The sequence below is a fragment of the Mycobacterium sp. NGS24 genome (genome assembly GCF_059813065.1).
In genome coordinates, this window is record NZ_JCALDW010000002.1 from 411,877 (window position 1) to 435,005 (window position 23,129).

Annotated in this window: 20 protein-coding genes; 12 read left to right on the plus strand and 8 right to left on the minus strand. The window is 67.9% G+C overall.

Annotation, left to right across the window (positions count from 1 at the left end):
* From sufC to AC5Y6Y_RS04740, 4 genes are read right to left on the minus strand one after another with little or no spacing between them, the layout of a single operon-like run.
* Window positions 1-783 carry a Fe-S cluster assembly ATPase SufC gene (sufC, locus tag AC5Y6Y_RS04725; RefSeq protein WP_463825074.1) on the minus strand — a complete coding sequence of 261 codons (783 nt, stop codon included), beginning with the start codon at window positions 781-783 and terminating at the stop codon, window positions 1-3.
* Complete coding sequence (gene sufD, locus AC5Y6Y_RS04730) at window positions 780-1,949, minus strand: Fe-S cluster assembly protein SufD (protein ID WP_473139590.1); 1,170 nt, start codon at window positions 1,947-1,949, stop codon at window positions 780-782. Before sufD ends, sufC begins: the two co-directional genes overlap by 4 nt.
* Window positions 1,946-3,379, minus strand: coding sequence for a Fe-S cluster assembly protein SufB (gene sufB / locus AC5Y6Y_RS04735; protein ID WP_463825072.1), 1,434 nt, complete (start codon window positions 3,377-3,379; stop codon window positions 1,946-1,948). Before sufB ends, sufD begins: the two co-directional genes overlap by 4 nt.
* Window positions 3,379-4,239, minus strand: a complete 861-nt coding sequence (locus AC5Y6Y_RS04740) for a helix-turn-helix transcriptional regulator (protein WP_473139672.1) — start codon at window positions 4,237-4,239, stop codon at window positions 3,379-3,381. Before AC5Y6Y_RS04740 ends, sufB begins: the two co-directional genes overlap by 1 nt.
* On the opposite strand from AC5Y6Y_RS04740, the gene mptB reads away from it, so the two are divergent.
* The 4 genes from mptB (at window position 4,233) to AC5Y6Y_RS04760 (ending at window position 8,709) form a co-directional block, all read left to right on the plus strand.
* Window positions 4,233-5,927 (plus strand): polyprenol phosphomannose-dependent alpha 1,6 mannosyltransferase MptB, encoded by a 1,695-nt coding sequence (gene mptB / locus AC5Y6Y_RS04745; protein WP_473139589.1) that lies wholly within the window; start codon window positions 4,233-4,235, stop codon window positions 5,925-5,927. The two genes, AC5Y6Y_RS04740 and mptB, sit on opposite strands and share 7 nt — an antisense overlap.
* Window positions 5,924-6,865 carry an ABC transporter ATP-binding protein gene (locus AC5Y6Y_RS04750; RefSeq protein WP_463825070.1) on the plus strand — a complete coding sequence of 314 codons (942 nt, stop codon included), beginning with the start codon at window positions 5,924-5,926 and terminating at the stop codon, window positions 6,863-6,865. The genes mptB and AC5Y6Y_RS04750 overlap by 4 nt, the downstream gene beginning before the upstream one ends.
* On the plus strand, window positions 6,862-7,629 hold the full coding sequence (locus AC5Y6Y_RS04755; protein ID WP_463825069.1) for an ABC transporter permease: 768 nt from the start codon (window positions 6,862-6,864) through the stop codon (window positions 7,627-7,629). The genes AC5Y6Y_RS04750 and AC5Y6Y_RS04755 overlap by 4 nt, the downstream gene beginning before the upstream one ends.
* Window positions 7,630-7,773: 144 nt before the next feature.
* Window positions 7,774-8,709 (plus strand): COX15/CtaA family protein, encoded by a 936-nt coding sequence (locus tag AC5Y6Y_RS04760; RefSeq protein ID WP_473139671.1) that lies wholly within the window; start codon window positions 7,774-7,776, stop codon window positions 8,707-8,709.
* Here the strand turns inward: AC5Y6Y_RS04760 and AC5Y6Y_RS04765 are convergent.
* Window positions 8,659-9,489, minus strand: coding sequence for a DcsG N-terminal domain-containing protein (locus AC5Y6Y_RS04765; protein ID WP_473139588.1), 831 nt, complete (start codon window positions 9,487-9,489; stop codon window positions 8,659-8,661). The two genes, AC5Y6Y_RS04760 and AC5Y6Y_RS04765, sit on opposite strands and share 51 nt — an antisense overlap.
* A 20-nt stretch (window positions 9,490-9,509) precedes the next feature.
* On the opposite strand from AC5Y6Y_RS04765, the gene AC5Y6Y_RS04770 reads away from it, so the two are divergent.
* Window positions 9,510-10,487 carry a quinone oxidoreductase family protein gene (locus AC5Y6Y_RS04770; protein ID WP_473139587.1) on the plus strand — a complete coding sequence of 326 codons (978 nt, stop codon included), beginning with the start codon at window positions 9,510-9,512 and terminating at the stop codon, window positions 10,485-10,487.
* A 78-nt stretch (window positions 10,488-10,565) separates the two neighbouring features.
* Here AC5Y6Y_RS04770 and AC5Y6Y_RS04775 read toward each other — a convergent pair whose 3' ends face one another.
* Window positions 10,566-11,513, minus strand: coding sequence for a heme o synthase (locus AC5Y6Y_RS04775; protein ID WP_473139586.1), 948 nt, complete (start codon window positions 11,511-11,513; stop codon window positions 10,566-10,568).
* Between the two features lie 253 nt (window positions 11,514-11,766).
* Between AC5Y6Y_RS04775 and tkt the strand changes: the two genes are divergently transcribed.
* Genes tkt through AC5Y6Y_RS04810 form a run of 7 tightly spaced genes read left to right on the plus strand, consistent with a single transcriptional unit; the run spans window position 11,767 to window position 19,523 of the window.
* A complete protein-coding gene (tkt, locus tag AC5Y6Y_RS04780; RefSeq protein WP_463825065.1) occupies window positions 11,767-13,857 on the plus strand; it encodes a transketolase in 2,091 nt (696 codons plus the stop codon).
* Window positions 13,858-13,873: 16 nt separating this feature from the next.
* Window positions 13,874-14,992 (plus strand): transaldolase, encoded by a 1,119-nt coding sequence (gene tal, locus AC5Y6Y_RS04785; protein WP_473139585.1) that lies wholly within the window; start codon window positions 13,874-13,876, stop codon window positions 14,990-14,992.
* Entirely contained in the window at window positions 14,989-16,521 is a 1,533-nt protein-coding gene (gene zwf, locus AC5Y6Y_RS04790; protein ID WP_463825063.1) for a glucose-6-phosphate dehydrogenase, read from the plus strand. Before tal ends, zwf begins: the two co-directional genes overlap by 4 nt.
* A gap of 25 nt (window positions 16,522-16,546) precedes the next feature.
* A complete protein-coding gene (opcA, locus tag AC5Y6Y_RS04795; protein ID WP_463825062.1) occupies window positions 16,547-17,458 on the plus strand; it encodes a glucose-6-phosphate dehydrogenase assembly protein OpcA in 912 nt (303 codons plus the stop codon).
* A complete protein-coding gene (pgl, locus tag AC5Y6Y_RS04800) occupies window positions 17,455-18,201 on the plus strand; it encodes a 6-phosphogluconolactonase (RefSeq protein WP_473139584.1) in 747 nt (248 codons plus the stop codon). The genes opcA and pgl overlap by 4 nt, the downstream gene beginning before the upstream one ends.
* Before the next feature lie 24 nt (window positions 18,202-18,225).
* Entirely contained in the window at window positions 18,226-18,624 is a 399-nt protein-coding gene (locus AC5Y6Y_RS04805) for a magnesium transporter CorA family protein (protein WP_463825060.1), read from the plus strand.
* Window positions 18,621-19,523 carry a PIG-L deacetylase family protein gene (locus AC5Y6Y_RS04810; RefSeq protein WP_473139583.1) on the plus strand — a complete coding sequence of 301 codons (903 nt, stop codon included), beginning with the start codon at window positions 18,621-18,623 and terminating at the stop codon, window positions 19,521-19,523. The genes AC5Y6Y_RS04805 and AC5Y6Y_RS04810 overlap by 4 nt, the downstream gene beginning before the upstream one ends.
* On the opposite strand, the gene AC5Y6Y_RS04815 is transcribed toward AC5Y6Y_RS04810, so the two are convergent.
* Window positions 19,440-20,252, minus strand: coding sequence for a DUF1206 domain-containing protein (locus AC5Y6Y_RS04815; protein WP_463825059.1), 813 nt, complete (start codon window positions 20,250-20,252; stop codon window positions 19,440-19,442). The genes AC5Y6Y_RS04810 and AC5Y6Y_RS04815 overlap by 84 nt on opposite strands.
* A 28-nt stretch (window positions 20,253-20,280) precedes the next feature.
* Window positions 20,281-23,088 (minus strand): phosphoenolpyruvate carboxylase, encoded by a 2,808-nt coding sequence (gene ppc / locus AC5Y6Y_RS04820; protein ID WP_473139670.1) that lies wholly within the window; start codon window positions 23,086-23,088, stop codon window positions 20,281-20,283.
* Between the last annotated feature and the right edge of the window lie 41 nt (window positions 23,089-23,129).

Here is a 23,129-nt window from a genome sequence, read left to right on the forward strand (position 1 = left end):
TTAGGCCCCGGTGGGTGCTGCTTGCTGAAAGCGCTCGTAACCGTTCTGCTCGAGTTCGTCGGCCAGCTCCGGCCCGCCCGATTCCGCGATGCGACCGCCGACGAACACGTGCACATATTCCGGCCGGATGTAGCGCAGGATGCGGGTGTAGTGCGTGATCAGCAGGACGCCGCCGTGCTCGGCCTGCGCGTAGCGGTTCACGCCGTCGCTCACCACCCGCAGCGCGTCGACGTCCAGGCCGGAGTCGGTCTCGTCCAGGATGGCGATCTTGGGCTTGAGCAGCTCGAGCTGCAGGATCTCGTGGCGCTTCTTCTCGCCGCCGGAGAAACCCTCGTTGACGCTGCGCTCGGCGAAGGCCGGGTCAACCTCCAGGGCGGCCATCGCGGTTTTGACCTCTTTGACCCAGTGCCGCAGCTTGGGCGCCTCGCCGCGGATGGCGGTGGCGGCCGTACGCAGGAAGTTCGACACCGAGACACCGGGCACCTCGACCGGGTACTGCATCGCCAGGAACAGCCCGGCCCGCGCACGTTCGTCGACGCTCATCGCCAGCACGTCCGCGCCGTCCAGGGTGATGGATCCGGACGTGACAAGGTATTTGGGGTGGCCGGCGATGGCGTAGGACAGCGTCGACTTACCGGAGCCGTTGGGGCCCATCAGCGCATGTGTCTCACCGGACTGCACGGTCAGATCGACGCCCTTGAGGATGGGGATCTCGCGCTCCCCAGCCGCGGCATCTTTGTTTTCGACGCTGACGTGCAGGTCTTTGATCTCCAGAGTGGTCATGAGGCTGTGTTCTTCTCCGTGATTTCCAGTTCGTGTTCGATGGCTGCGGTGAGGCGTTCCCGTAGCTCGGGCACCGCGATCTTGGCGATGATCTCACCGAAGAATCCGCGGATCACCAACCGGCGGGCCTGCTCCTCGGGGATGCCGCGGGAGCGCAGGTAGAACAGTTGCTCGTCGTCGAAACGTCCAGTGGCGCTGGCGTGTCCGGCCCCAGCGATCTCACCGGTCTCGATCTCCAGGTTGGGTACCGAGTCCGCGCGGGCGCCGTCGGTGAGCACCAGGTTGCGGTTCATCTCGAAGGTGTTGGTGCCGGTGGCCTCGGCGCGGATCAGCACGTCGCCGATCCAGACGGTGCGCGCGTCGGGTCGCTTGGACGACGGATCTCCTTGCAGCGCACCCTTGTACAGCACGTTGGACTTGCAGTCGGGCTGAGCGTGGTCGACCAGCAGCCGCGACTCGAGGTGCTGACCGTCGTCGGCGAAGTACAGACCCAACAGGTCCGCGTCGCCACCGGGAGCGGCGAAACGCACAGTGGCCGACATCCGCACCACCTCACCGCCCAGCGTGACGGTGGCGTGTTTGAGCACCGCGTCCTTGCCGAGCCTGCCGTGGTGGGCGCTGAGGTGCACCACGTCGTCGGCCCAGTCGGCGATCCAGATGACGGTGAGCCGGGCGGCGTCCGCGACGACGAATTCCACGTTGTCGGCGTAGGTTCCGCTGCCCCGGTGATCGATGACGACGACGGCCTCGCCGAGTTCCTCGACACGGATTTGCAGGTGCCCATAGGCGGTGGCGCCCGCACCGGGACCCGCGACGGTGATGTTGATCGGTTCGGCGATCTGTCGGTCACGGCCGACGGTGACCAGCGTGGCGGAGTTAAACGACGAAAACGCCTGCGCCGCAACCCGGTCAGCGGGGACACCGCCCTGACCGAGGCGTTCGTCGCCGCGGCGCACTTTCTCGGTGGTCACGCCGTCGTGTTCGGTGACGGCAAGTTGCGCGCTGCCGGTGGCTTGCGCGGAGCCGTCGTGCAGGCCGCGCAGCCGCTTGAGCGGGGTGAACCGCCACAACTCGTCGCGACCGTGCGGCACCTCGAAGGCGTCGACATCAAAGGAGGAGAACAGCTCCCCCTTGTTCAGGGCAGCTGCTGCGGTGCCGGCCGTCATCCGACCGCACCCTCCATCTGCAGCTCGATCAGCCGGTTGAGCTCCAGCGCGTACTCCATCGGCAGTTCCTTGGCGATCGGCTCGACGAACCCGCGCACCACCATCGCCATCGCCTCGTCCTCGGTCATGCCGCGGCTCATCAGGTAGAACAGCTGGTTCTCGCTGACCTTGGAGACGGTGGCCTCATGGCCCATCGTGACGTCGTCTTCACGGATGTCGACGTAGGGGTAGGTGTCGCTGCGGCTGATCGTATCCACCAGCAGCGCATCGCATTTCACCGACGAGCGCGACCCGTGCGCACCCTTGTTGACCTGAACCAGACCGCGGTAGGAGGTACGACCGCCGCCGCGGGCCACCGACTTGGACACGATGTTGCTCGACGTGTTGGGCGCCAGGTGCAGCATCTTGGCGCCGGTGTCCTGGTGCTGGTCCTCGCCGGCGAACGCGATCGAGAGCACCTCACCCTTGGCGTGCTCACCGGTCATCCAGACCGCCGGGTACTTCATGGTGACCTTGGATCCGATGTTGCCGTCGACCCATTCCATGGTGGCGCCGGCTTCGGCGCGGGCGCGCTTGGTGACCAGGTTGTAGACGTTGTTCGACCAGTTCTGGATGGTGGTGTAACGGCAACGGCCACCGGGCTTTACGATGATTTCCACCACCGCGGAGTGCAGCGAGTCCGACTTGTAGATCGGCGCGGTGCAGCCCTCGATGTAGTGCACATAAGCGTTCTCGTCGACGATGATCAGCGTCCGCTCGAACTGGCCCATGTTCTCGGTGTTGATCCGGAAGTAGGCCTGCAGCGGGATGTCGACGTGCACGCCCGGCGGCACGTAGATGAAGCTGCCGCCCGACCACACCGCGGTGTTCAGCGCGGAGAACTTGTTGTCCCCGGCGGGAATCACCGTGCCGAAGTACTTCTTGAAGATCTCCGGGTGCTCTCGCAACGCGGTGTCGGTGTCCAGGAAGATGACGCCCTGCTTTTCGAGGTCCTCGCGAATGGAGTGGTAAACAACTTCTGACTCGTACTGGGCGGCGACACCGGAGACCAGCCGCTGCTTCTCGGCCTCCGGGATGCCCAGCTTGTCGTAGGTGTTCTTGATGTCGGCGGGCAGATCATCCCAGGTCGCGGCCTGCTTCTCGCTGGAGCGCACAAAGTACTTGATGTTGTCGAAGTCAATGCCTTCAAGGTTGGATCCCCAGTTCGGCATCGGCTTCTTGTCGAAGATTCCCAGCGCCTTCAGTCGGATGTCCAGCATCCACTCCGGCTCGCTTTTCTTGGCAGAGATGTCGCGCACCACCGCCTCGGACAAGCCGCGCTGCGCACTGGCGCCGGCGACGTCGGAGTCGGCCCAGCCGTAGCCGTAGCGGCCCAGCGAGTCGATCGTCTGCTCCTGGGTCAGCGGCTCTCTAGCTGCTTCGAGGGTCATCAGGACGCTCCTTCATTGCTGGTGGTCGGGCGCGGGCTGGGCGCCAGTTTGAGTGGCACGTGGGTGGTGCAGGCACAGTCACCGTTGACGATCGTCGCCAACAACTGCACGTGGGTGCCGAGCACCTCAGACATCGCCTGCTGCTCGGCTTCGCACAACTCCGGGAATTCCTCGGCCACGTGGGACACCGGGCAGTGATGCTGGCAGATTTGCACACCCTGCACCGGCCCACCCACCCGGGTGGTGGTGGCGACGTAACCGGCCTGCGTCAGCGCCTGCGCAATGCGCGACGCGGCAGCTTCGACAGCGGAATCGTCGGCGCCGTCGGCCGGCGCCACATCGGACAACAGCGCGTCGATACGGCGGCGCGCGAACTTCTGCACCGCAGCGTCGCCGCCGATTTCGCGGAGCTGCCGAATCGCCGCGGAAGCCAGGTCGTCATAGGAATGGTCGAGCTTGGCGCGTCCCGCTGCGGTCAGGCGGTAACGCTTGGCCGGCCGCCCCCGACCCACCTGCTGCCAGGACGCGGCGGCCACGGACTCGGCCTCGCCGGCGTCGATGAGCGCGTCGAGGTGGCGGCGCACTCCGGCGGCCGACAAGCCCAGTCGCTCGCTGATCTCGGTGGCGGTGATGGACCCGGATTCCAGCAGCAGTCGCACGATCGCGCGCCTGGTGTGACCCTCCGACCCGGCAGCGCTGACCGCGGGCACCCCGGCAGGGGCGGCCGCAGACACAGCGGCGCCCAGCTCGGATTGGATTTTCACAACACCAGTGTGTCGCAATTCCCGCCGGCGGTCCAGCAAGGGTGCCCTTACGTGACGAGAGCAACAGCAGCTGCCGTTACGCTGCTCAGATGGCAGCCCGCCACCGCACCTTGAGCTCGTCGATCGCCGCCCTGCACGGCGACGAGCAGACGGTGGGAAAGCCACTCAACGCCACCGAATTCGCGGCACTCAAGCGCACCCGGCTCTTCGGCGCCACCGGCACCGTGCTGATGGCGATCGGCGCCCTGGGCGACGGCGCCCGGCCCGTCGTGCAGGACCCGACCTTCGGCGTCCGGTTGCTCAACCTGCCGTCGCGCATCCAGACCGTCGCGCTGACGATGACCACCACCGGCGCGGTGATGATGGCACTGGCCTGGCTGATGCTGGGCCGGTTCGCGTCGGGCAAGCGGCGGATGTCGCGCGGCGACCTGGACCGCACCCTGGTGCTGTGGATGCTGCCGCTGCTGATCGCTCCCCCGATGTACAGCAAAGACGTCTACTCGTATCTGGCCCAGAGCCAGATCTCGCTGGACGGCCTGGACCCCTACCGGGTGGGTCCGGCGTCCGGCCTAGGCCTGGGCCACGTGTTCACCCTGTCGGTGCCCAGCCTGTGGCGCGAGACCCCGGCGCCCTACGGTCCGCTGTTCCTGTGGATCGGGCGCGGCATCTCCTCGATCACGGGCGAGAACATCGTCGCCGCGGTGTTGTTCCACCGGCTGGTGGTGCTGCTGGGGGTGGCCCTGATCGTGTGGGCCACGCCGCGGCTGGCCCGGCGGTGCGGGGTGGCCGAAGTCAGCGCGCTCTGGCTGGGCGCGGCGAACCCGCTGCTGTTCATGCATCTGGTGGCCGGCATCCACAACGAGGCGCTGATGCTGGGACTGATGCTCACCGGCGCTGAATTCGCGTTGCGGGGCCTGGACTCGACCGGCTCGGACCGCCTGCTGCCGCATTCGTGGCGGATCGGCCCGGACTGGCGCCCGCTGGGGATGCTGGTGTTCGGATCGGTCCTGATCGTGCTGTCGTCACAGGTGAAACTGCCCTCGCTGCTGGCGCTGGGCTTCGTCACCGGCGCGCTGGCCTACCGTTGCGGCGGCAGCATCAAGGCGTTGCTGCTCTCCGGCCTCGGCATGGCGGGGTTGGCGTTGACGGTGATGGGCATCGTCGGATCGGCCAGCGGGCTGGGTTTCGGCTGGATCTACACCCTGGGCACCGCCAACGTGGTGCGCAGCTGGATGTCACCGCCCACGCTGCTGGCGCTGGGGACCGGGCAGGTGGGCATTCTGCTGGGCCTGGGCGATCACACCACCGCGATACTGTCGCTGACCCGTGCCATCGGCGTGCTGATCATCATGGTGATGGTCTGCTGGCTGTTGCTGGCCGTCTTCCGCGGCCGGCTACACCCGATCGGCGGACTGGGCGTGGCGCTGGGGCTGACCGTGCTGCTGTTCCCGGTGGTGCAACCCTGGTACCTGCTCTGGGCCATCATTCCGCTGGCCGCATGGGCGACCCGCACCGGATTCCGCGCCGCGGCTATCGTGATCACGTTGATCGTGGGCATCTTCGGTCCCACCGCCAACGGGGACCGGTTCGCCCTGTTCCAGATCGTCGACGCCACGCTGGCCAGCGCGTTCATCGTGGTGGTGCTCATTTCGCTGACCTATCACCGGCTGCCGTGGCGACCCCTGGACGAGGAGAACCCGGAACCGGCACCTGCCGAGCCGGCGACCGAGATCCAGCCCTCGGCGACGGCCACCACTCCCGACGCCTACGCTGATTCCACGTGAGCTCAGTCCCCCTCGACCGCGAATGCGTGGTGCGGCTGCGCGGGGTGCGCAAACAGTACGGGTCCGTCCAGGCCGTGTCCGGCCTCGATCTGGACGTGCATGCCGCCGAAGTCTTCGCCCTGCTGGGTCCCAACGGCGCCGGTAAGACCACCACCGTCGAGATGTGCGAGGGCTTCGTGCGACCGGACGCCGGCAGCATCGAGGTCCTCGGATTGGACCCGATCGCCGACAACGCGCGCCTGCGGCCCCGGATCGGCGTGATGTTGCAGGGCGGCGGCGGCTACCCGGCGGCGCGCGCCGGGGAAATGCTGGATCTGGTGGCCTCCTATGCCGCCGACCCGCTGGACCCGACGTGGCTGCTGGACATCCTGGGCCTGACCGAAGCGGCCCGCACCACCTACAAGCGGCTCTCCGGCGGCCAGCAGCAGCGGCTCGCGCTGGCCTGCGCCCTGGTCGGCCGTCCCGAACTGGTCTTCCTCGACGAGCCCACCGCCGGGATGGACGCCCACGCGCGGCTGCTGGTGTGGGAACTGATCGACGCGCTGCGCCGCGACGGCGTCACTGTGGTGTTGACCACGCACCAGCTCAAAGAGGCCGAAGAGCTCGCCGACCGGCTGGTGATCATCGACCACGGGACGATGGTCGCGTCCGGCACGCCTGCCGAGCTGATGCGCAGCGGCGCCAAAGACCAGCTGCGGTTCAGCGCGCCGCCGCGCCTTGACCTGTCGCTGTTGAGCTCGGCGCTGCCGGAGGACTACCAGGCCAGCGAGTTGTCCCCGGGCGAGTACCTGGTCGAGGGACCGGTCGGTCCGCAGGTGCTGGCCACCATCACGGCGTGGTGCGCTCAGATCGACGTGCTGGCCACCGACATGCGGGTCGAACAACGCAGCCTCGAAGACGTGTTCCTCGACCTGACCGGCAGAAAGTTGCGGTCATGAGCTTTCCGGCAGGAACCTTCACCCCGGACCCGCGCCCCAGCGCGGTATCCCGGATGCTGGCCGCGCAATTCGGTCTGGAAGCCAAGCTGCTGCTGCGCAATGGCGAGCAGTTGCTGCTGACCATGTTCATCCCGATCACGCTGCTGGTGGGCTTGAGCCTGCTGCCGTTCGGGTCGTTCCGCGAGCCGCGTGCCGCGGTGTTCACCCCCGCCATCATGGCGCTGGCCGTGATCTCCACCGCGTTCACCGGCCAGGCGATCGCGGTGGCCTTCGACCGCCGCTACGGCGCCCTGAAGCGGCTGGGGGCCACCCCGCTGCCGGTCTGGGGCATCATCGTCGGCAAGTCACTGGCTGTGATGTTCACTGTGTTCCTGCAGTCAATCATCTTGGGCGGCATCGGAATTGCGGTCGGCTGGCGGCCGGCGCCGGCTGCGCTGGCCCTGGGCGCGGTGGTGATCGGGCTGGGCACCTGGGCGTTCGCCGCGCTGGGTCTGCTGCTCGGCGGGACGCTGCGCGCCGAGATCGTGTTGGCGCTGGCCAACCTGTTGTGGTTCGTCTTCGCCGGTTTCGGTGCCCTGACACTCGAGACGGACCTGGTCCCGACGGCGATCAAGTGGGCGGCGCGGGTGACGCCGTCGGGAGCGCTGACCGAGGCGCTGTCGCAGGCCATGAGCTTGCGGGTGGACTGGTTCGGGATCGCCGTGCTGACCGTGTGGGGTGCGGTGGCGGCGCTGGCGGCGCGGCGGTGGTTCCGCTTCGTCTGAGCCGTCCGGGGGCGTTGGCTCTGCGCCCGGGGCGGGAAAGTTCGAGTAGCGCGCGCCCTCAGCGCAGTGTCAACGGCCGGGGGCTGCTCTACTACACGACGTAGTCGTCGATACGATCGTTCGGTGACGGTCGGAGGGGCGTTGATGCGGCTGGTGGACCGGCTCCCCGACCCCAGCCTGCGCATCCAACGCTGGATCGCCGCCGCCGTCATCCTCACCCAGGGCGGCATCGCGGTCACCGGCGCGATCGTCCGCGTCACCGCCTCGGGCCTGGGCTGCCCGACCTGGCCGCAGTGCTTTCCGGGCAGCTTCACCCCCGTCGCCCACGCCGAAGTGCCGCGCATCCACCAGGCCGTCGAGTTCGGCAACCGGATGATCACCTTCGCGGTCGTCGTCACCGCCGCGCTGGCCGTACTGGCGGTCACCCGGGCGCGACGCCGCCGCGAGGTGCTGGTCTACGCGTGGCTGATGCCGGCCTCGACCGTGGTGCAGGCGGTCATCGGCGGCATCACCGTACGCACCGGGTTGCTGTGGTGGACCGTCGCGATCCACTTGCTGGCGTCGATGACGATGGTGTGGCTGTCGGTGCTGCTCTACGTCAAGGTCGGCGAGCCGGATGACGGTGTGGTCCGGGTTCGGGTGCCCCGGCCGCTGCGCCTGCTCACCGTGCTCAGCGCTCTGAATCTGGCCGCGGTTCTGGTGACCGGCACGCTGGTGACCGCGGCCGGCCCGCATGCCGGCGACAAGAGCCCCAGCCGCACGGTCCCGCGGCTCAAGGTCGAGGTCACCACCCTGGTGCACGCCCACTCGTCGCTGCTGGTGTCCTATTTCGCGCTGCTGGTGGGCCTGTGCTTCGGGCTGGTGGCGGTGCACTCTTGCCGGGACACCCTGCGGCGGCTCGGCGTCCTGCTCGCGCTGGTGACCGCCCAGGCCGCCGTCGGCACCGCCCAGTTCTACACCGGGGTCCCCGCGGTGTTGGTCGCCCTCCACGTGGCCGGCGCGGCGGCGTGCACCGCGGCTACCGCGGCGTTATGGGCGTCGATGCGAGAACGGGCCGAGCCCGAGACCTTCGCAGGCTGACTCCACGGCCAGCGCGAACTGCCGCTGAGCCTGCTCACGGGTCTGGGTGTCCAGGCGCAGCCAGCCCAGCGCCGGGTCGATCAGCTGCAGTTCGAGCACCCGGTGACCGACCAGATGAACCCGTGCATACAGCAGCTCCCCCGGTGCGGCGGCCAGCGCGGCGGCGCCGACGTCCCAGAGTTCGAAGTCCACCTCCCCCTGATGCAGGGTGTCGCCCCGCGGGACGAACGCGTGCGACGGCCTGCCACCGAGAAATACCAGCACCGTTTCCGGGCCAGAGCCCGCCTGGACGAACACGGTCCGGCCGGCGCGGTGTTGCTCGTCGACTTCAGTGCGGGCCGCTGCCGGAACGCTGAATCGCCGCGTCCCGGTGCCGACGACGGGTCCGACGAAGATGTGGCCCTCGCGCGGCAACCGGGCCCGCTCGCCGGGCGCGCACGTCGAGCCCGGCATCGTCGGCACCCCCCGAGCCGCCAGATCGTCCAGGTAGCGCCGATCGGCGTTCCAGGCGACGACGGCGGGCGGGTTGAGCACCTGCTGCGCACCGTGCGCCCAGGTCAGGAACTCGTCGAGCCGGGTGGCGTAATCGTGGGTGGCCCGCAGGATCACCAGGTGTGCCGCGGCGACCTCCGGGTCGTCCCAGGACAACCATCGGGCCTGCAGACCCCGGTGTCGCAGCGCGGCCACCAGCCCCGCGTCGTCGCCGTCGCCGGCGGGACGCTGAGGACTGCCCGCCAGCACGATGCGCGGATGGAAGACGTCCGGTCGGGCTAGTTTCATGCCCGGGCATGATATCCCCCATGCGTGCGATCGAAGTCAGCGAAACCGGCGGTCCCGAGGTCCTGAACTACACCGAGGTGGCCCAGCCCGAGCCCGGCCCCGGCGAGCTGCTGATCAAGGCGGAGGCCATCGGCGTCAACTACATCGACACCTACTTCCGTTCCGGCCAGTACCCGCGCCCGCTGCCCTTCGTGCTGGGCTCCGAGGTGTGCGGAACGGTGGTCGCGGCCGGCCCCGAAGCGGGCGACGACATTGCCGTCGGCGACCGGGTGGTGAGCCCGTCAGCCAACGGCGGGTACGCCGAATTCTGCACTGCCCCAGCATATTTGACCGCCAAGGTGCCCGACGCAGTCAGCTCCGAGGTCGCCGCGTCGGCACTGCTGAAAGGCCTGACCGCGCAGTATCTGCTCAAGTCGGTGTATGCGGTGCAGAGCGGCGAGAGCATCCTGATCCACGCCGGCGCCGGTGGGGTGGGCCTGATCCTGACGCAGTGGGCCACCGCACTGGGAGCGCGGGTGATCACGACGGTGTCGACGCCGGAGAAAGAGGCGCTGTCGCGGCAGGCCGGGGCCGCCGAGGTGCTCCCCTACCCCGACGACGCCGGTCAGTTCGGTCAGCGAATCCGCGCGCTCACCGACGGTGCGGGGGTGGCTGCGGTGTACGACGGCGTGGGGGCGACCACCTTCGACGCGAGCCTGGCCAGCCTCTCGGTGCGCGGCACGCTGGCCCTGTTCGGCGCTGCCAGCGGACCCGTCGCGCCCGTGGACCCGCAGCGGCTCAACCACGCCGGTTCGGTGTACCTGACCCGGCCCTCACTGGCCCACTTCATCCGCACTGGACCCGAATTCAGTTCGCGCGCAGCCGCATTGTTCGAGGTGATCGAGAGCGGGGCGGTGCGGGTCGAGGTCGGCCACAGCTATCCGCTGGCCGACGCCGCGCGTGCGCACATCGATCTGCAGGGGCGGAAGACGTCCGGCTCGATCGTGCTGCTGCCCTAGGTCCAGCGTCCTCAAAATGCCGGTGCCGCACGGCGTGTCGACGTACATTTCGGGACGCTCGGCGCAGAGAGTCGAGGGTCAGAACAACGTCGGCAGCGCGATCACCGAGTCGATGGCCAGCGCGCAGAACACCAGCGCCAAGTAATTGTTGGACTGCAGAAACAGCCGCAGCGGCTTGATCTCCTCGCCGGCGCGCACGCCTGCGTACAGCTGGTGGGCCATCGCCAGGAACCAGACCCCGGCCACCACCGCGACCGCCGCATACAGCCACCCGGCGGCCAGCGCGAGCGCCAGCGTCGACAGCACCGTCAGCCAGGTGTAGATCAGGATCTGCTTGGTGACCTGACGCTCGGTCGCCACCGCGGGCAGCATCGGCACGCCGGCCACTTTGTAGTCTTCTTTGTACCGCATCGCCAGCGCCCAAGTGTGCGGCGGCGTCCAGAAGAAGATCACCGCGAACATTGCCAGCGCCGGCCACCCGATGGTGCCGGTGACCGCCGACCAGCCGATCATCACCGGCATGCAACCGGCCGCCCCGCCCCACACCACGTTCTGCGAGGTGCGCCGCTTGAGCAGCAATGTGTAGACGAACACGTAGAACGCGATGGTGGCCACGGCCAGCAGGCCGGAGAGCAGGTTGGTGGTCCACCACAGCCAGCCGAACGAGCCCGCGCTGAGCACCAGGCCGAAGATCAGCGCGTTACGCCTGGGCACCGCCGCCCTGGCCAGCGGCCGGCGCGCGGTCCGCTTCATCACCTTGTCGATGTCGGCGTCGGCCACGCAGTTCAGCGTGTTGGCGCCGCCCGCCGCCATGATGCCGCCCAGCAGCGTGTTCAGGATGAGCAACGGCTCGACGGCGCCACGGTGCGCCAGCAGCATCGCCGGAATCGCGGTGACCAACAGCAGCTCGATCACCCGTGGCTTGGTCAACGCCACATAGGCCAGCACCTTGCCGACGACCCGGCCCTGCAACAGGCCTTCGGTCCGGCCCGGCGCCACGATATCTGGGCGCCCGCGAACGCTCACGCATTAACTCCTCGGTGAAATCGCAGCCGCGCGCAGCTTCTACTACGCACGATGGTAGACGGCGCGAGCGCGCCCGCGGACCCGCAGGGGTCGATTCGGCGGTTTCGCGGTGCTGAACCCCAACGAAATATTTTCACACCGGCTTCATTGGGTACACCCCATTCTGGACCTGCTACCGGCCGCCAACCGGCACTAGGGTGAAATTGATCAGTTTTATGACCCCCGACTGTGGACTGGACTGAGGACTGAATTAGTGACCACTGCCGAAGAGATCTCCGAGCTCACTCAAGCGCACCACCCCGACGACTGGACCGAGATCGATTCGGCTGCGGTCGACACCATCCGGGTTCTGGCCGCCGACGCCGTGCAGAAGGTCGGCAACGGCCATCCCGGAACCGCCATGAGCCTGGCCCCGCTGGCCTACACGCTGTTCCAGCGGGCCATGCGCCACGATCCCAGCGATGTCCACTGGCTGGGCCGCGACCGGTTCGTGCTGTCGGCCGGGCACAGCAGCCTGACGTTGTACCTGCAGCTCTACCTGGGCGGGTTCGGTCTGGAGCTCTCCGACATCGAATCGCTGCGCACCTTCGGCTCCAAGACCCCCGGGCACCCGGAGTTCCGGCACACTGAGGGCGTCGAGATCACCACCGGCCCGTTGGGCCAGGGATTGGCCTCGGCGGTCGGGATGGCGATGGCGGCGCGCTATGAGCGCGGTCTGTTCGACCCCGACGCCGAACCGGGCAGCAGCCCGTTCGACCACCACATCTACGTGATCGCCTCCGACGGCGACATCGAGGAGGGCGTGACGTCCGAGGCGTCGTCGCTGGCCGCGGTGCAGCAACTGGGCAACCTCATCGTGTTCTACGACCGCAACCAGATCTCGATCGAGGACGACACCAACATCGCCCTGTGCGAGGACACCGCGGCGCGCTACCGCGCCTACGGATGGCATGTGCAAGAAGTCGAGGGCGGCGAGAACGTCGTCGGCATCGAAGAAGCGATCGCCAACGCCAAGGCCGAGACCGGCCGGCCGTCGTTCATCTCGTTGCGCACCATCATCGGCTTCCCCGCGCCCAACCTGATGAACACCGGCAAGGCGCACGGCGCGGCCCTGGGCGACGACGAGGTGGCCGAGACCAAGAAGATCCTCGGGTTCGACCCCGACAAGACGTTCGAGGTGCGCGACGACGTGATCGCGCACACCCGCAAGCTGGTCGAGCGCGGTAAGGCTGCTCACGAGAAGTGGCAGACCGACTTCGACGCGTGGGCCGAGCGCGAACCCGAGCGCAAGGCGTTGCTGGACCGCCTGACCGCGCAGGAGTTGCCCGACGGCTGGGACGCCGACCTGCCGAGCTGGGAGCCGGGCGAGGACGAGATCGCCACCCGCAAAGCCTCCAACAAGGTGCTGGATGCGGTGGGACCGAAGCTGCCGGAGCTGTGGGGCGGATCGGCCGACCTGGCGGGCAGCAACAACACCACCATCGACGGCGCCAAATCCTTCGGTCCGCCGTCGATCTCCACCAAGGACTACCAGGCCGACTGGTACGGCCGCACCCTGCACTTCGGTGTGCGCGAGCACGCGATGGGCGCGATCCTGTCCGGCATCGTGCTGCACGGACCCACCCGCGCGTACGGCGGCACGTTCCTGCAGTTCTCCGACTACATGCGTCCGGCGGTGCGGTTGGCGTCGCTGATGGACATCGACACCATCTACGTGTGGACGCACGACTCGGTCGGACTCGGCGAGGACGGTCCGACGCACCAGCCGATCGAGCACCTCTCGGCGCTGCGCGCGATACCGAACCTGTCGGTGGTGCGACCGGCCGACGCCAACGAGACCGCGTACGCGTGGCGCACCGTGTTGGCCCGGGGCAATGGCAGCGGCCCGGTGGGGCTGATCCTGACCCGCCAGAACGTTCCCATCCTGGCCGGCACCGACGCCGACGGGGTGGCGCGCGGCGGCTACATCCTCGGCGACGACGGCGGCGACGAGCCCGACGTGGTGCTGATTGCCACCGGCTCCGAGGTCCAGCTCGCCGTCGAGGCGCAGAAGTTGTTGGCGGACAAGGACATTATCGCGCGGGTGATTTCGATGCCGTGCGTGGAGTGGTTCGAGTCGCAGCCGGCCGACTACCGCGACAAGGTGCTGCCGCCGTCGGTGTCGGCGCGGGTGGCCGTCGAAGCCGGTGTCGCCCAGTCCTGGCACAAGCTCGTCGGCGATACCGGCAAGATCGTGTCCATCGAGCACTACGGCGAATCCGCCGACTACAAGACGCTGTTCAAGGAGTACGGCTTCACCGCGGAAGCCGTCGCCGACGCGGCGGAAGAAGCACTCGATAACTGAGAAAAGGTGATTCAAGATGACCCAGAACCCGAATCTGGCTGCACTGAGCGAGGCGGGGGTATCGGTATGGCTGGACGACTTGTCCCGCGACCGAATCCGGTCCGGCAATCTGCAGGAGCTGATTGACACCAAGAGTGTCGTGGGAGTCACCACCAACCCGTCCATCTTCCAGAAGGCGTTGGCCGACAGCGACACCTACGACGACCAGATCGCTGAGCTGGCCGAGCGTGGCGCCGACGTGGACGCCACCATTCGTACGGTGACCACCGATGACGTGCGCGACGCGTGTGATGTGTTGCGGCCGCAGTGGGAATCCTCCGACGGCGTGGATGGCCGGGTGTCGATCGAGGTGGACCCGCGGCTGGCGCACGACGCGGACAAGACCGCGCAGCAGGCGATCGAGCTGTGGAAGATCGTGGACCGGCCCAACCTGTTCATCAAGATCCCGGCCACTGAAAAGGGCATCCCTGCCATCACTTCGACTCTGGCAGAAGGCATTTCGGTCAACGTCACGTTGATCTTCTCCGTCGAGCGCTACCGCGCGGTGATGGACGCCTACCTGGAGGGGCTGGAGAAGGCCAAAGAGGCCGGCCACGATTTGTCCAAGATCCACTCGGTGGCTTCGTTTTTCGTGTCCCGGGTGGACACCGAGGTCGACAAGCGGCTGGAGAAGATCGACTCCGAGGACGCGCGAGCGCTGCTCGGGCAGGCCGCGGTCGCCAATGCCCGCCTGGCTTATGCCGCGTACCAAGAGGTCTTCGAGGGCGGTGAGCGTTTCGAGGCGCTCAAGGCCGACGGAGCCCGGGCGCAGCGGCCGCTGTGGGCGTCCACCGGGGTCAAGAACGAGGACTATTCCGACACCCTGTACGTCACCGAACTGGTGGCCCCCAACACGGTGAACACCATGCCGGAGAAGACGCTGAACGCCGTCGCCGACCACGGTCAGATCAGCGGCGACACGGTCACCGGCACCGCCGCGGAGGCCCAGCAGGTGTTCGACAAGCTCGACTCCATCGGCATCGATCTAGACGACGTGTTCATCGCGCTGGAGAAAGAAGGCGTGGAGAAGTTCGAGGACTCCTGGAAGGAACTGCTCGAGGAAACTCAGGCGCAGCTCGACTCCGCCGACAAATGAGTCAGGAGTCCTGGCAGAACCCGCTGCGCGACAAGCGCGACAAACGACTCCCCCGCATCGCCGGCCCGTGCGGCATGGTGATTTTCGGTGTCACCGGCGATCTGGCCCGCAAGAAGGTGATGCCGGCGATCTACGACCTGGCCAACCGCGGTCTGCTGCCGCCGACCTTCTCCCTGGTGGGGTTCGCGCGCCGGGACTGGAGCTCACAGGACTTCGGTGACGTGGTGTACCAGGCCGTCAAGGAGCACTGCCGAACTCCGTTCCGCCAGGAGAACTGGGACCGGCTGGCCGAGGGATTTCGTTTCGTGCCAGGCTCTTTCGACGACGACGACGCATTCGGTCGGCTCGCCGAGACGCTGGAGAAGCTCGATGCCGAACGGGGCACCGGCGGCAATCACGCGTTCTACCTGGCGATTCCGCCGAAGTCGTTTCCAGTGGTGTGCGACCAGCTGCACAAGTCCGGACTGGCCCGCCCGCAGGACGACCGGTGGAGCCGGGTGGTGATCGAGAAGCCCTTCGGCCACGACCTGCACAGCGCTGAGGAACTCAACAAATCCGTCAACGCGGTCTTTCCCGAGGACGCGGTCTTCCGCATCGACCACTACCTGGGCAAAGAGACAGTGCAGAACATCATGGCGCTGCGGTTCGCCAATCAGCTGTTCGACCCGATCTGGAATTCCCACTACGTCGACCACGTGCAGATCACCATGGCCGAGGACATCGGATTGGGCGGTCGCGCAGGCTATTACGACGGCATCGGCGCGGCCCGGGATGTGATCCAGAATCATCTGATGCAACTGCTGGCGCTGACCGCGATGGAAGAGCCGGTCAGCTTCACCCCGAAGTCGTTAGAGTCGGAGAAGATCAAGGTCCTCTCCGCGATCAGGCTCGCCGAGCCGCTGGACGAGACCACCAGCCGCGGCCAGTACACGGCCGGGTGGCAGGGCGGGGAACGGGTGGTCGGCTTGCTCGAGGAGGAGGGCTTCGCGACGGATTCCACCACCGAGACATTCGCGGCCATCACCCTGGAGGTCGACACTCGTCGCTGGGCGGGCGTGCCGTTCTATCTGCGGACCGGAAAACGGTTGGGCCGCAGGGTCACCGAGATCGCGCTGGTGTTCAAGCGCGCCCCGCATCTGCCGTTCGACGCCACCATGACCGATGAACTCGGCGCCAACGCCATGGTGATCCGGGTGCAGCCGGACGAGGGCATCACGTTGCGGTTCGGCTCCAAAGTTCCCGACACCGCGATGGAGGTCCGGGACGTCAACATGGACTTCTCCTACGGCTCGGCGTTCGCCGAGGAATCGCCGGAGGCCTACGAGCGGCTGATCCTCGACGTGCTGCTCGGTGAGCCGTCGCTGTTCCCGGGCAACGAAGAGGTCGAATTGGCCTGGCAGATACTCGATCCCGTGCTCGACAACTGGGCGGCGCACGGCAAGCCGGAGCCCTATGCGGCCGGCACCTGGGGTCCGGAGTCGGCGTTCGAGATGCTGCGCCGCACCGGCCGGGAATGGCGGCGGCCATGATCGCCGGCGAGGAGGGGCGGCGCGGATGATCGTCGAAGTACCGGAAACCACCACCACCGCGGTCAACAAGAAACTCGACGAACTGCGCGAAGAGGCCGGCATCGTGACGATGGGCCGGGTGCTGACGCTGATCATCGCACCGGACAGCGACGCCGTGCTGGAAGAGTCGGTCCAGGCCGCCAACGACGCCAGCCACGAACACCCCAGCCGCATCATCGTGGCGATGCGCGGCGACCCGTACGCGGACAAGCCCAAGCTGGACGCCGAGATCCGGGTCGGGCGCGACGCCGGCGCCGGCGAGGTGCTGATTCTGCGCCTGTCCGGCGCGCTGTCCGGGCATGCCGACAGCGTCGTGGTGCCCTTCCTGCTGCCCGACATCCCGGTGGTGGCCTGGTGGCCGGACATCGCTCCCGAGGTGCCGGCACAGGATCCGTTGGGCAAGTTGGCAATTCGCCGCATCACCGACGCCACCAACGGCGAAGACCCGCTGTCGGCGATCAAGAGCAGGCTGGCCGGGTACACCGCCGGCGACACCGACCTGGCCTGGAGCCGCATCACCTATTGGCGCGCGCTGCTGACCTCGGCCGTCGATCTGCCACCCCACGAGCCGATCGAATCGGCGCTGATCTCCGGGTTGCGGACCGAGCCCGCGTTGGACGTGCTGGCCGGGTGGCTGGCCAGCCGGATCGACGGACCGGTACGCCGCGAAGTCGGCGACCTGAAGGTGGAGCTGGTGCGCGCGAGCGAGACCATCACGCTGAGTCGGCCCCAGGACGGCACCACCGCCACGCTGAGCCGCACCGCGAAGCCCGACGCCCGGGTTCCGTTGCCGCGCAGGGTGACCGGTGAATGCCTGGCCGAAGATCTGCGCCGGCTCGACGCTGACGAGATCTACCTGTCCGCACTGGAAGGGATCAAGAAAGTGCAGTACGCATGAGCACCGAGATCCAGACGTTCGCCGACGGCGACGCCCTGGCCGAGGCGGCCGGCCAGCGACTGATCGGTGCCGTCCGGGACTCGATCGAGGCGCGCGGTCAGGCGCTGATCGTGTTGACCGGCGGCGGCAATGGCATCGGGTTGCTGCGCTACCTGGCGACCCGGGCGGATCAGATCGACTGGTCGAAAGTGCACATCTTCTGGGGCGACGAACGCTACGTCGCCGAAGACGACGACGAGCGCAATGAGAAGCAGGCGCGCGAGGCGCTGCTCGACCACGTCGACATTCCGGCCAGCCAGGTGCATCCGATGGCCGCCGACGACGGCGAGTTCGGCTCCGACATCGACGCCGCCGCGCTCGCCTACGAGCAGGTGCTGGCCGCCAACGCCGCAGCGGGTGACACATCGCCCAGCTTCGACGTGCACCTCCTGGGCATGGGTCCGGAAGGCCACGTCAACTCGCTGTTCCCGGACACCCCGGCGGTGCGCGAAACCAGCCGCATCGTGGTCGCGGTCGAGGACTGCCCGAAGCCGCCGCCGCTGCGAATCACCTTGACACTGCCCGCGATCCAGCGTTCGCGGGAAGTCTGGCTGCTGGTGTCCGGCGAAGGCAAGGCCGACGCGGTGGCCGCCGCGGTCAACGGCGCCGAGCCGGTGTCGTTGCCGGCTGCCGGTGCTGTCGGCCGCGAGGCCACGGTGTGGTTCCTGGACGAAGGTGCGGCCAGCAAGCTTTCCCGGGGGTAGGTGGCTTCGCCTGCGGGAGTAATAATGACCTCCATGGCAGACACAAGCGGCACCCGACCGAAGCCGGCTCGGCAAAGAGTGAAGACGCTGACCCAGGCGGCCCTGAACGCCGACAAGACGGTGGAGCAGGTCGAGGATGTGCTGGACGGCTTGAGCACTTCCCTGGTGGAGCTGAACAAGTCGTTGAAGGCGCTCAATGCCACGGTCGAACGGATGGAAGACGCTTTGAACCATCTGGACCGCACCCTGTCCAGCCTCGATGACCTCGCCAAGCGGCTGCTCGGCGTACTGCAGCCGGTGGAAGCCATTCTGGAGCGGATGGACAACATCGTCAGCTGGGGCGAGACGATGATGGCGCCGATCAACGTGACCGAGCACATGATGCGCGGCGTGCTGGACAAGCTCCGCAACAGAAGCGTGTGACCCGCCCGGACGGCGCCCGCGCCAGCGCCGCGTCCACCGTCGTGGCGTTTCACGCACATCCGGATGACGAGGTCATCCTGACCGGCGGCACCCTGGCCAAGGCCGCGGCCGCCGGACACCGCGTGGTCGTGGTCAGCGCCACCGACGGGCGGATGGGCTCCGACGCCGACGACACTCGCTTGGACGAATTGCGTTCGAGTGCAAGGACTCTGGGCGTCCACCGGGTGGAATGCCTGGGTTATGCCGACAGTGGGTACGGGTCGGACTTCTATCCGGACCCGCCGGGGCGGGTGCGGTTCGGCCGCGCCGACGTCGAGGAGGCGGCGGCGCGGCTGGCCGACATCCTGCGCGCCGAAGACGCCCAGCTGCTGATCAGCTATCAGCCCAACGGCGGCTACGGTCACCGCGACCATGTGCAGGTGCACCACGTGGGCAAGCGCGCCGCTGAATTGGCCGGTACGCCACGGCTACTCGAGGTGACGATGCCCCGGGAACTGCTGCGCCGTGTCAGCGACCTGTGCCGACTGTTGCGGCTGCCGGCGCCGTACGAGCCGGAGATCATCGACAGCTCCTATGCGCCGCGGGTCACCATCACCCACCGGGTCAATGTGCGACGGTTCGCGCGGCAGAAGCGAGATGCCTTCGCCGCGCACCGTTCCCAGCTCGGTGACGGACTGGCCGCCCGGCTGTACGGGGTGTTGATGCGGTTGCCCCCGCAGGTATTCGGCGCGGTGTTCAGTTACGAATGGTTCGTCGACCCGGCGGCAGCTCCGGGCCCGCTGCTCGACGACATCTTCGACAGCGGTGCGCAGCCCTCACATCTTGGTCGATCGGGCCAGCACGAAACTGAACAGACCGTAGGTGATGATCCCGAGGCCGGCGGCGATCAGCAGGGCTGAACCGAAGGGTTGCGCCCCCAACGTGCGCAGGGCGCCGTCGAGACCGGTGGCCCGGCTCGGCTCGGAGCGCCACGCGGCTACGACCACCAGCAGGCCCGCGGCCGCGAGCACCACACCCTTGCCGACGTAGCCCGCCACCCCGAGGTGGCGGACCACCTTGCCCGACGTGCCGTTGAGGTCGTCGACGAACTTGCGCGCCGCCCCTTTGTAGATGTGGTACCCCCCGATTGCGACCACCGCCACCCCGGCGGCGACCAGCGCGATGGTGCCCGCCGTGGACTGCATCAGGCGTGCACTCATGGTCGAGCTCTGTTCGCTCGAGGCCCGGCCCGCACCGCGCGCGAAACCCCATGCGGAATAGGCGAATCCGAGATACACCGCCGCCACCCCGAAAGCCTTGGCCCGGTCCAGCAATCCCGGCGACGAGTCCGACGACTCGCGGTCGACCGCACGTCCGAGAAACGTCTCGATCAATCGCCACAGGCCCAGCGTCAACAGCAGGCCGGTGGCGACCCACAGCGCGGCCGGACCGCCGGGCTGGTCCGCCAGGGTAGCGAGCGCCCCGGACTGGTCCGCGGTACCGCCGTCGCCGAGTGCGATCCGGATGGCCAGGTAGCCGACGATCAGATGCAGCAGGCCGGAGACGACGAACCCGGCGCGCGCGAACTTTTCGAACACCTCGTTCTGCGCGACCTGCACCCCGCTGACCGACCGTGCGTTCTCGAACATGGAACCCCCTCGGTACCGGGGATGCCCGTTATCCGCTGTTGCGTAACGCGCTGGCCAGCCCGTTCATCGTGAGCAGAATGCCGCGCTGCACCAGTTCGTCGTCCTCCCCGGAGCGGTAGCGGCGCAACAGTTCGACCTGCAGGTGGTTCAGCGGTTCGAGGTAGGGGAACCGGTTGAACACCGAACGCGCCAGCGACGGGTTGTCGGCCAGCAGATCTTCCTCACCGGTGATGCGTTTGTACATCGTGATGGTGCGCTTGTGTTCGTCGACGATCTTGTCGAAAACGCGGTTGCGCAGGGCCTCGTCGTCGACCAGCTCGGCGTAGCGGGCCGCCAGGCCCAGATCGCTCTTGGCCAGCACCTGCGCCATGTTGGACAGCACGCTGCGGAAGAACGGCCACCGCTCATACAAGTCGTGCAGCACCGCAAGCCGGTCCGCTTCGCTGTCCGGGCCCGCGGCGATCCACTGCTCGAAGGCCGCACCGGTGCCGTACCAGCCGGGCAACATCACCCGGGACTGGCTCCAGGCCAGCACCCAGGGGATGGCGCGCAGGTCCGCGATGGACTCCGTCGGCTTGCGTGAACTCGGCCGGCTGCCGATGTTGAGCGACCCGATCTCACTGACCGGCGTGGAGGCTTTGAAGTACTCCACGAAACCGTCTGTGTGATGGACCAATTCGGCGTATGCCCGCTGGGCCAGGGCGGCGATCTCGTCGAGCACCCGGTAGGCCGGTTCCGCGTCGTCGCCGAGACCTTCGACGTCGAGCAGCGTGGACTCCAGCGTCGCGGCCAGCAGGCTCTCCAGGTTGCGCCGGGCCATCTGCGGTTCGGCGTACTTCGCCGCGATCACCTCGCCCTGCTCGGTCAGCCGCAGCGAACCGTTCACCGCCCCGGGCGGCTGCGCCAGGATCGCCTGATAGCTCGGGCCGCCGCCGCGGCCCACCGTGCCGCCGCGACCGTGGAACAGCCGCAACCGGATTCCGCCTTTGCGGGCTGCGTCCACCAGGGCCAGCTCGGCGCGGTAGACCGCCCAGTTGGCGGCCAGATATCCGCCGTCCTTGTTCGAGTCGGAGTAACCCAGCATCACTTCCTGCATGTCACCGCGTGCGGCGACCATGCCGCGGTACAGCGGAAGCTCCAGCATCGCCTGCAGAATGGCCGCGCCGTTGTGCAAGTCGTCGATCGTTTCGAACAGCGGCGATATCCCCACCGGACAGTAGGATTCGTCGCCGGAGGCGTCGAGCAGGCCCACCTCTTTCATCAGCAGGGCCGGTTCCAGGATGTCGGACACCGACTGGCACATCGAGATGACGTAGTTGGGAACCGCTGCGGGACCGTAGGTTTGGACCGCGTGGGTGGCGGCGCCGACGATGTCGAGTTCCTTGCGCGCCAGCGCGGACAACCTGGCCCGGTCGCCGACCAGTGGCCGGCGGGTGCTCAACTCGGCCACCAGCAGTTCGACCCGCTCGTCTTCGGGCAGCGAGGCGTAGTCCGGGTGCACACCGGCCCAGGCCAGCAGTTCGGCGACCACCTCCTCGTGCACGTCGGAGTTCTGGCGCAGATCCAGACCGCTCAGGTGAAAACCGAAGACGTGCACGCTTTCTCGCAGCAGCGCAAGGCGGTCGTCGGCCAGCAGCGCGCTGCCGTGCGTGCGCAACGACGCGTCGATGGTGTCCAGGTCCGCGCGCAACTCCCCCGGTGTGGCGTAGGCCGGCAGACCCAGGTCCAACAGATGCAGCGGCTCCTGATCCAGGATCGCGGTCGCGGTCGCGGTCAACCGGGACCGGATCACTCGCAACGCGCGGCGGTACGGCTCGTCGTCGCGCGCTTTGTCCTGGCATCCCTGGGCCAGCTCGGCCAGTTCGGGAGTCACCGCGAGCAGCCGCGAGGACATCGACAGCTCCTGCTCGAGGTGGTCGAGTTCGGCGAGGTAGTGCGCCAGCGCGGTGTAGGCAGCGCTGCCGGTGGCCAGCCGGACCACGTCGGCGGTCACGTTCGGGTTGCCGTCCCGGTCGCCGCCGATCCAGGAGCCCGGCTGCAGGATCGGACCCGACAGCAGGTCGGCGTCGGGCCAGCGGGCCCGCAGCGCGTCCCGCACTTCGGCGTTGACCTTGGGTAGCACCTCGAAGAAGGCGGACGCGTAGTAGCGCAGCCCGACCGCGATCTCGTCGCTGATCTGCAGCCGGGACAACCGGATGATCGCGGTCTGCCACAAGGTGAGGATCTGGCGGCGCAACTCGAGTTCGACGCTGCGTCCGCTGTCGGTCTCGGTGTGCCCCTCGGAGTGCAGCCTCATCAACTCGGTGATGCGGTGCTGGGTGACGAAGACCGTGCGCCGCCGCGTCTCGGTGGGATGGGCGGTGATCACCGGGGCCACCAGCGCGCCTTGCAGGGCCTGCGCCACCGTCGCCGAATCCAGGTCAGCGTCGTCGAGCTTGGCGTAGGTGGCGGCCAGGCTGCTGTCCTGCGGGGGTTCGCCCGCCTCGACGTGGACGTTGCGCCGGCGTTCGCGATGGATGTCTTCGGCCACGTTGGCCAGCAGTGCGAAATGGGTGAACGCGCGGATGACCGGGATGGCCTGATGGATGTCGATGCCGTCGAACATGCGCGAGACCTCGGCGCGGTCGATCTCCGAACGCCGGACCCGGAAGGATTCCACCCGCGCCCGCTCTACCAGATCGAACACCTCGTCGCCGTTCTGCTCGCGCACGGTGTCGCCGAGGATGGCGCCCAGCAGCCTGATGTCGGCGCGCATCGGCTCGGTCGCGTCGCGACCCACCTTCGTGCGGTGCACGTCGCCGATGGGTTCCAGGGCGGTGTCAGAGGCCTCGACCATCGTCCCAGTATCGGTGCCGACCGGCTTGACGGCCATTTGGC

What these genes read in the sequence shown, in the direction of transcription:
- AC5Y6Y_RS04815 (WP_463825059.1), bottom strand. Translation starts at nt 20,252, where the DNA reads ATGTTCGAGAACGCACGGTCGGTCAGCGGGGTGCAGGTCGCGCAGAAC.
- ppc (WP_473139670.1), bottom strand. Translation starts at nt 23,088, where the DNA reads ATGGTCGAGGCCTCTGACACCGCCCTGGAACCCATCGGCGACGTGCAC.
- pgl (WP_473139584.1), top strand. Translation starts at nt 17,455, where the DNA reads ATGAGCACCGAGATCCAGACGTTCGCCGACGGCGACGCCCTGGCCGAG.
- sufC (WP_463825074.1), bottom strand. Translation starts at nt 783, where the DNA reads ATGACCACTCTGGAGATCAAAGACCTGCACGTCAGCGTCGAAAACAAA.
- AC5Y6Y_RS04765 (WP_473139588.1), bottom strand. Translation starts at nt 9,489, where the DNA reads ATGAAACTAGCCCGACCGGACGTCTTCCATCCGCGCATCGTGCTGGCG.
- AC5Y6Y_RS04805 (WP_463825060.1), top strand. Translation starts at nt 18,226, where the DNA reads ATGACCTCCATGGCAGACACAAGCGGCACCCGACCGAAGCCGGCTCGG.
- AC5Y6Y_RS04755 (WP_463825069.1), top strand. Translation starts at nt 6,862, where the DNA reads ATGAGCTTTCCGGCAGGAACCTTCACCCCGGACCCGCGCCCCAGCGCG.
- opcA (WP_463825062.1), top strand. Translation starts at nt 16,547, where the DNA reads ATGATCGTCGAAGTACCGGAAACCACCACCACCGCGGTCAACAAGAAA.
- AC5Y6Y_RS04760 (WP_473139671.1), top strand. Translation starts at nt 7,774, where the DNA reads ATGCGGCTGGTGGACCGGCTCCCCGACCCCAGCCTGCGCATCCAACGC.
- sufB (WP_463825072.1), bottom strand. Translation starts at nt 3,379, where the DNA reads ATGACCCTCGAAGCAGCTAGAGAGCCGCTGACCCAGGAGCAGACGATC.
- tal (WP_473139585.1), top strand. Translation starts at nt 13,874, where the DNA reads ATGACCCAGAACCCGAATCTGGCTGCACTGAGCGAGGCGGGGGTATCG.
- sufD (WP_473139590.1), bottom strand. Translation starts at nt 1,949, where the DNA reads ATGACGGCCGGCACCGCAGCAGCTGCCCTGAACAAGGGGGAGCTGTTC.
- AC5Y6Y_RS04770 (WP_473139587.1), top strand. Translation starts at nt 9,510, where the DNA reads ATGCGTGCGATCGAAGTCAGCGAAACCGGCGGTCCCGAGGTCCTGAAC.
- zwf (WP_463825063.1), top strand. Translation starts at nt 14,989, where the DNA reads ATGAGTCAGGAGTCCTGGCAGAACCCGCTGCGCGACAAGCGCGACAAA.
- mptB (WP_473139589.1), top strand. Translation starts at nt 4,233, where the DNA reads ATGGCAGCCCGCCACCGCACCTTGAGCTCGTCGATCGCCGCCCTGCAC.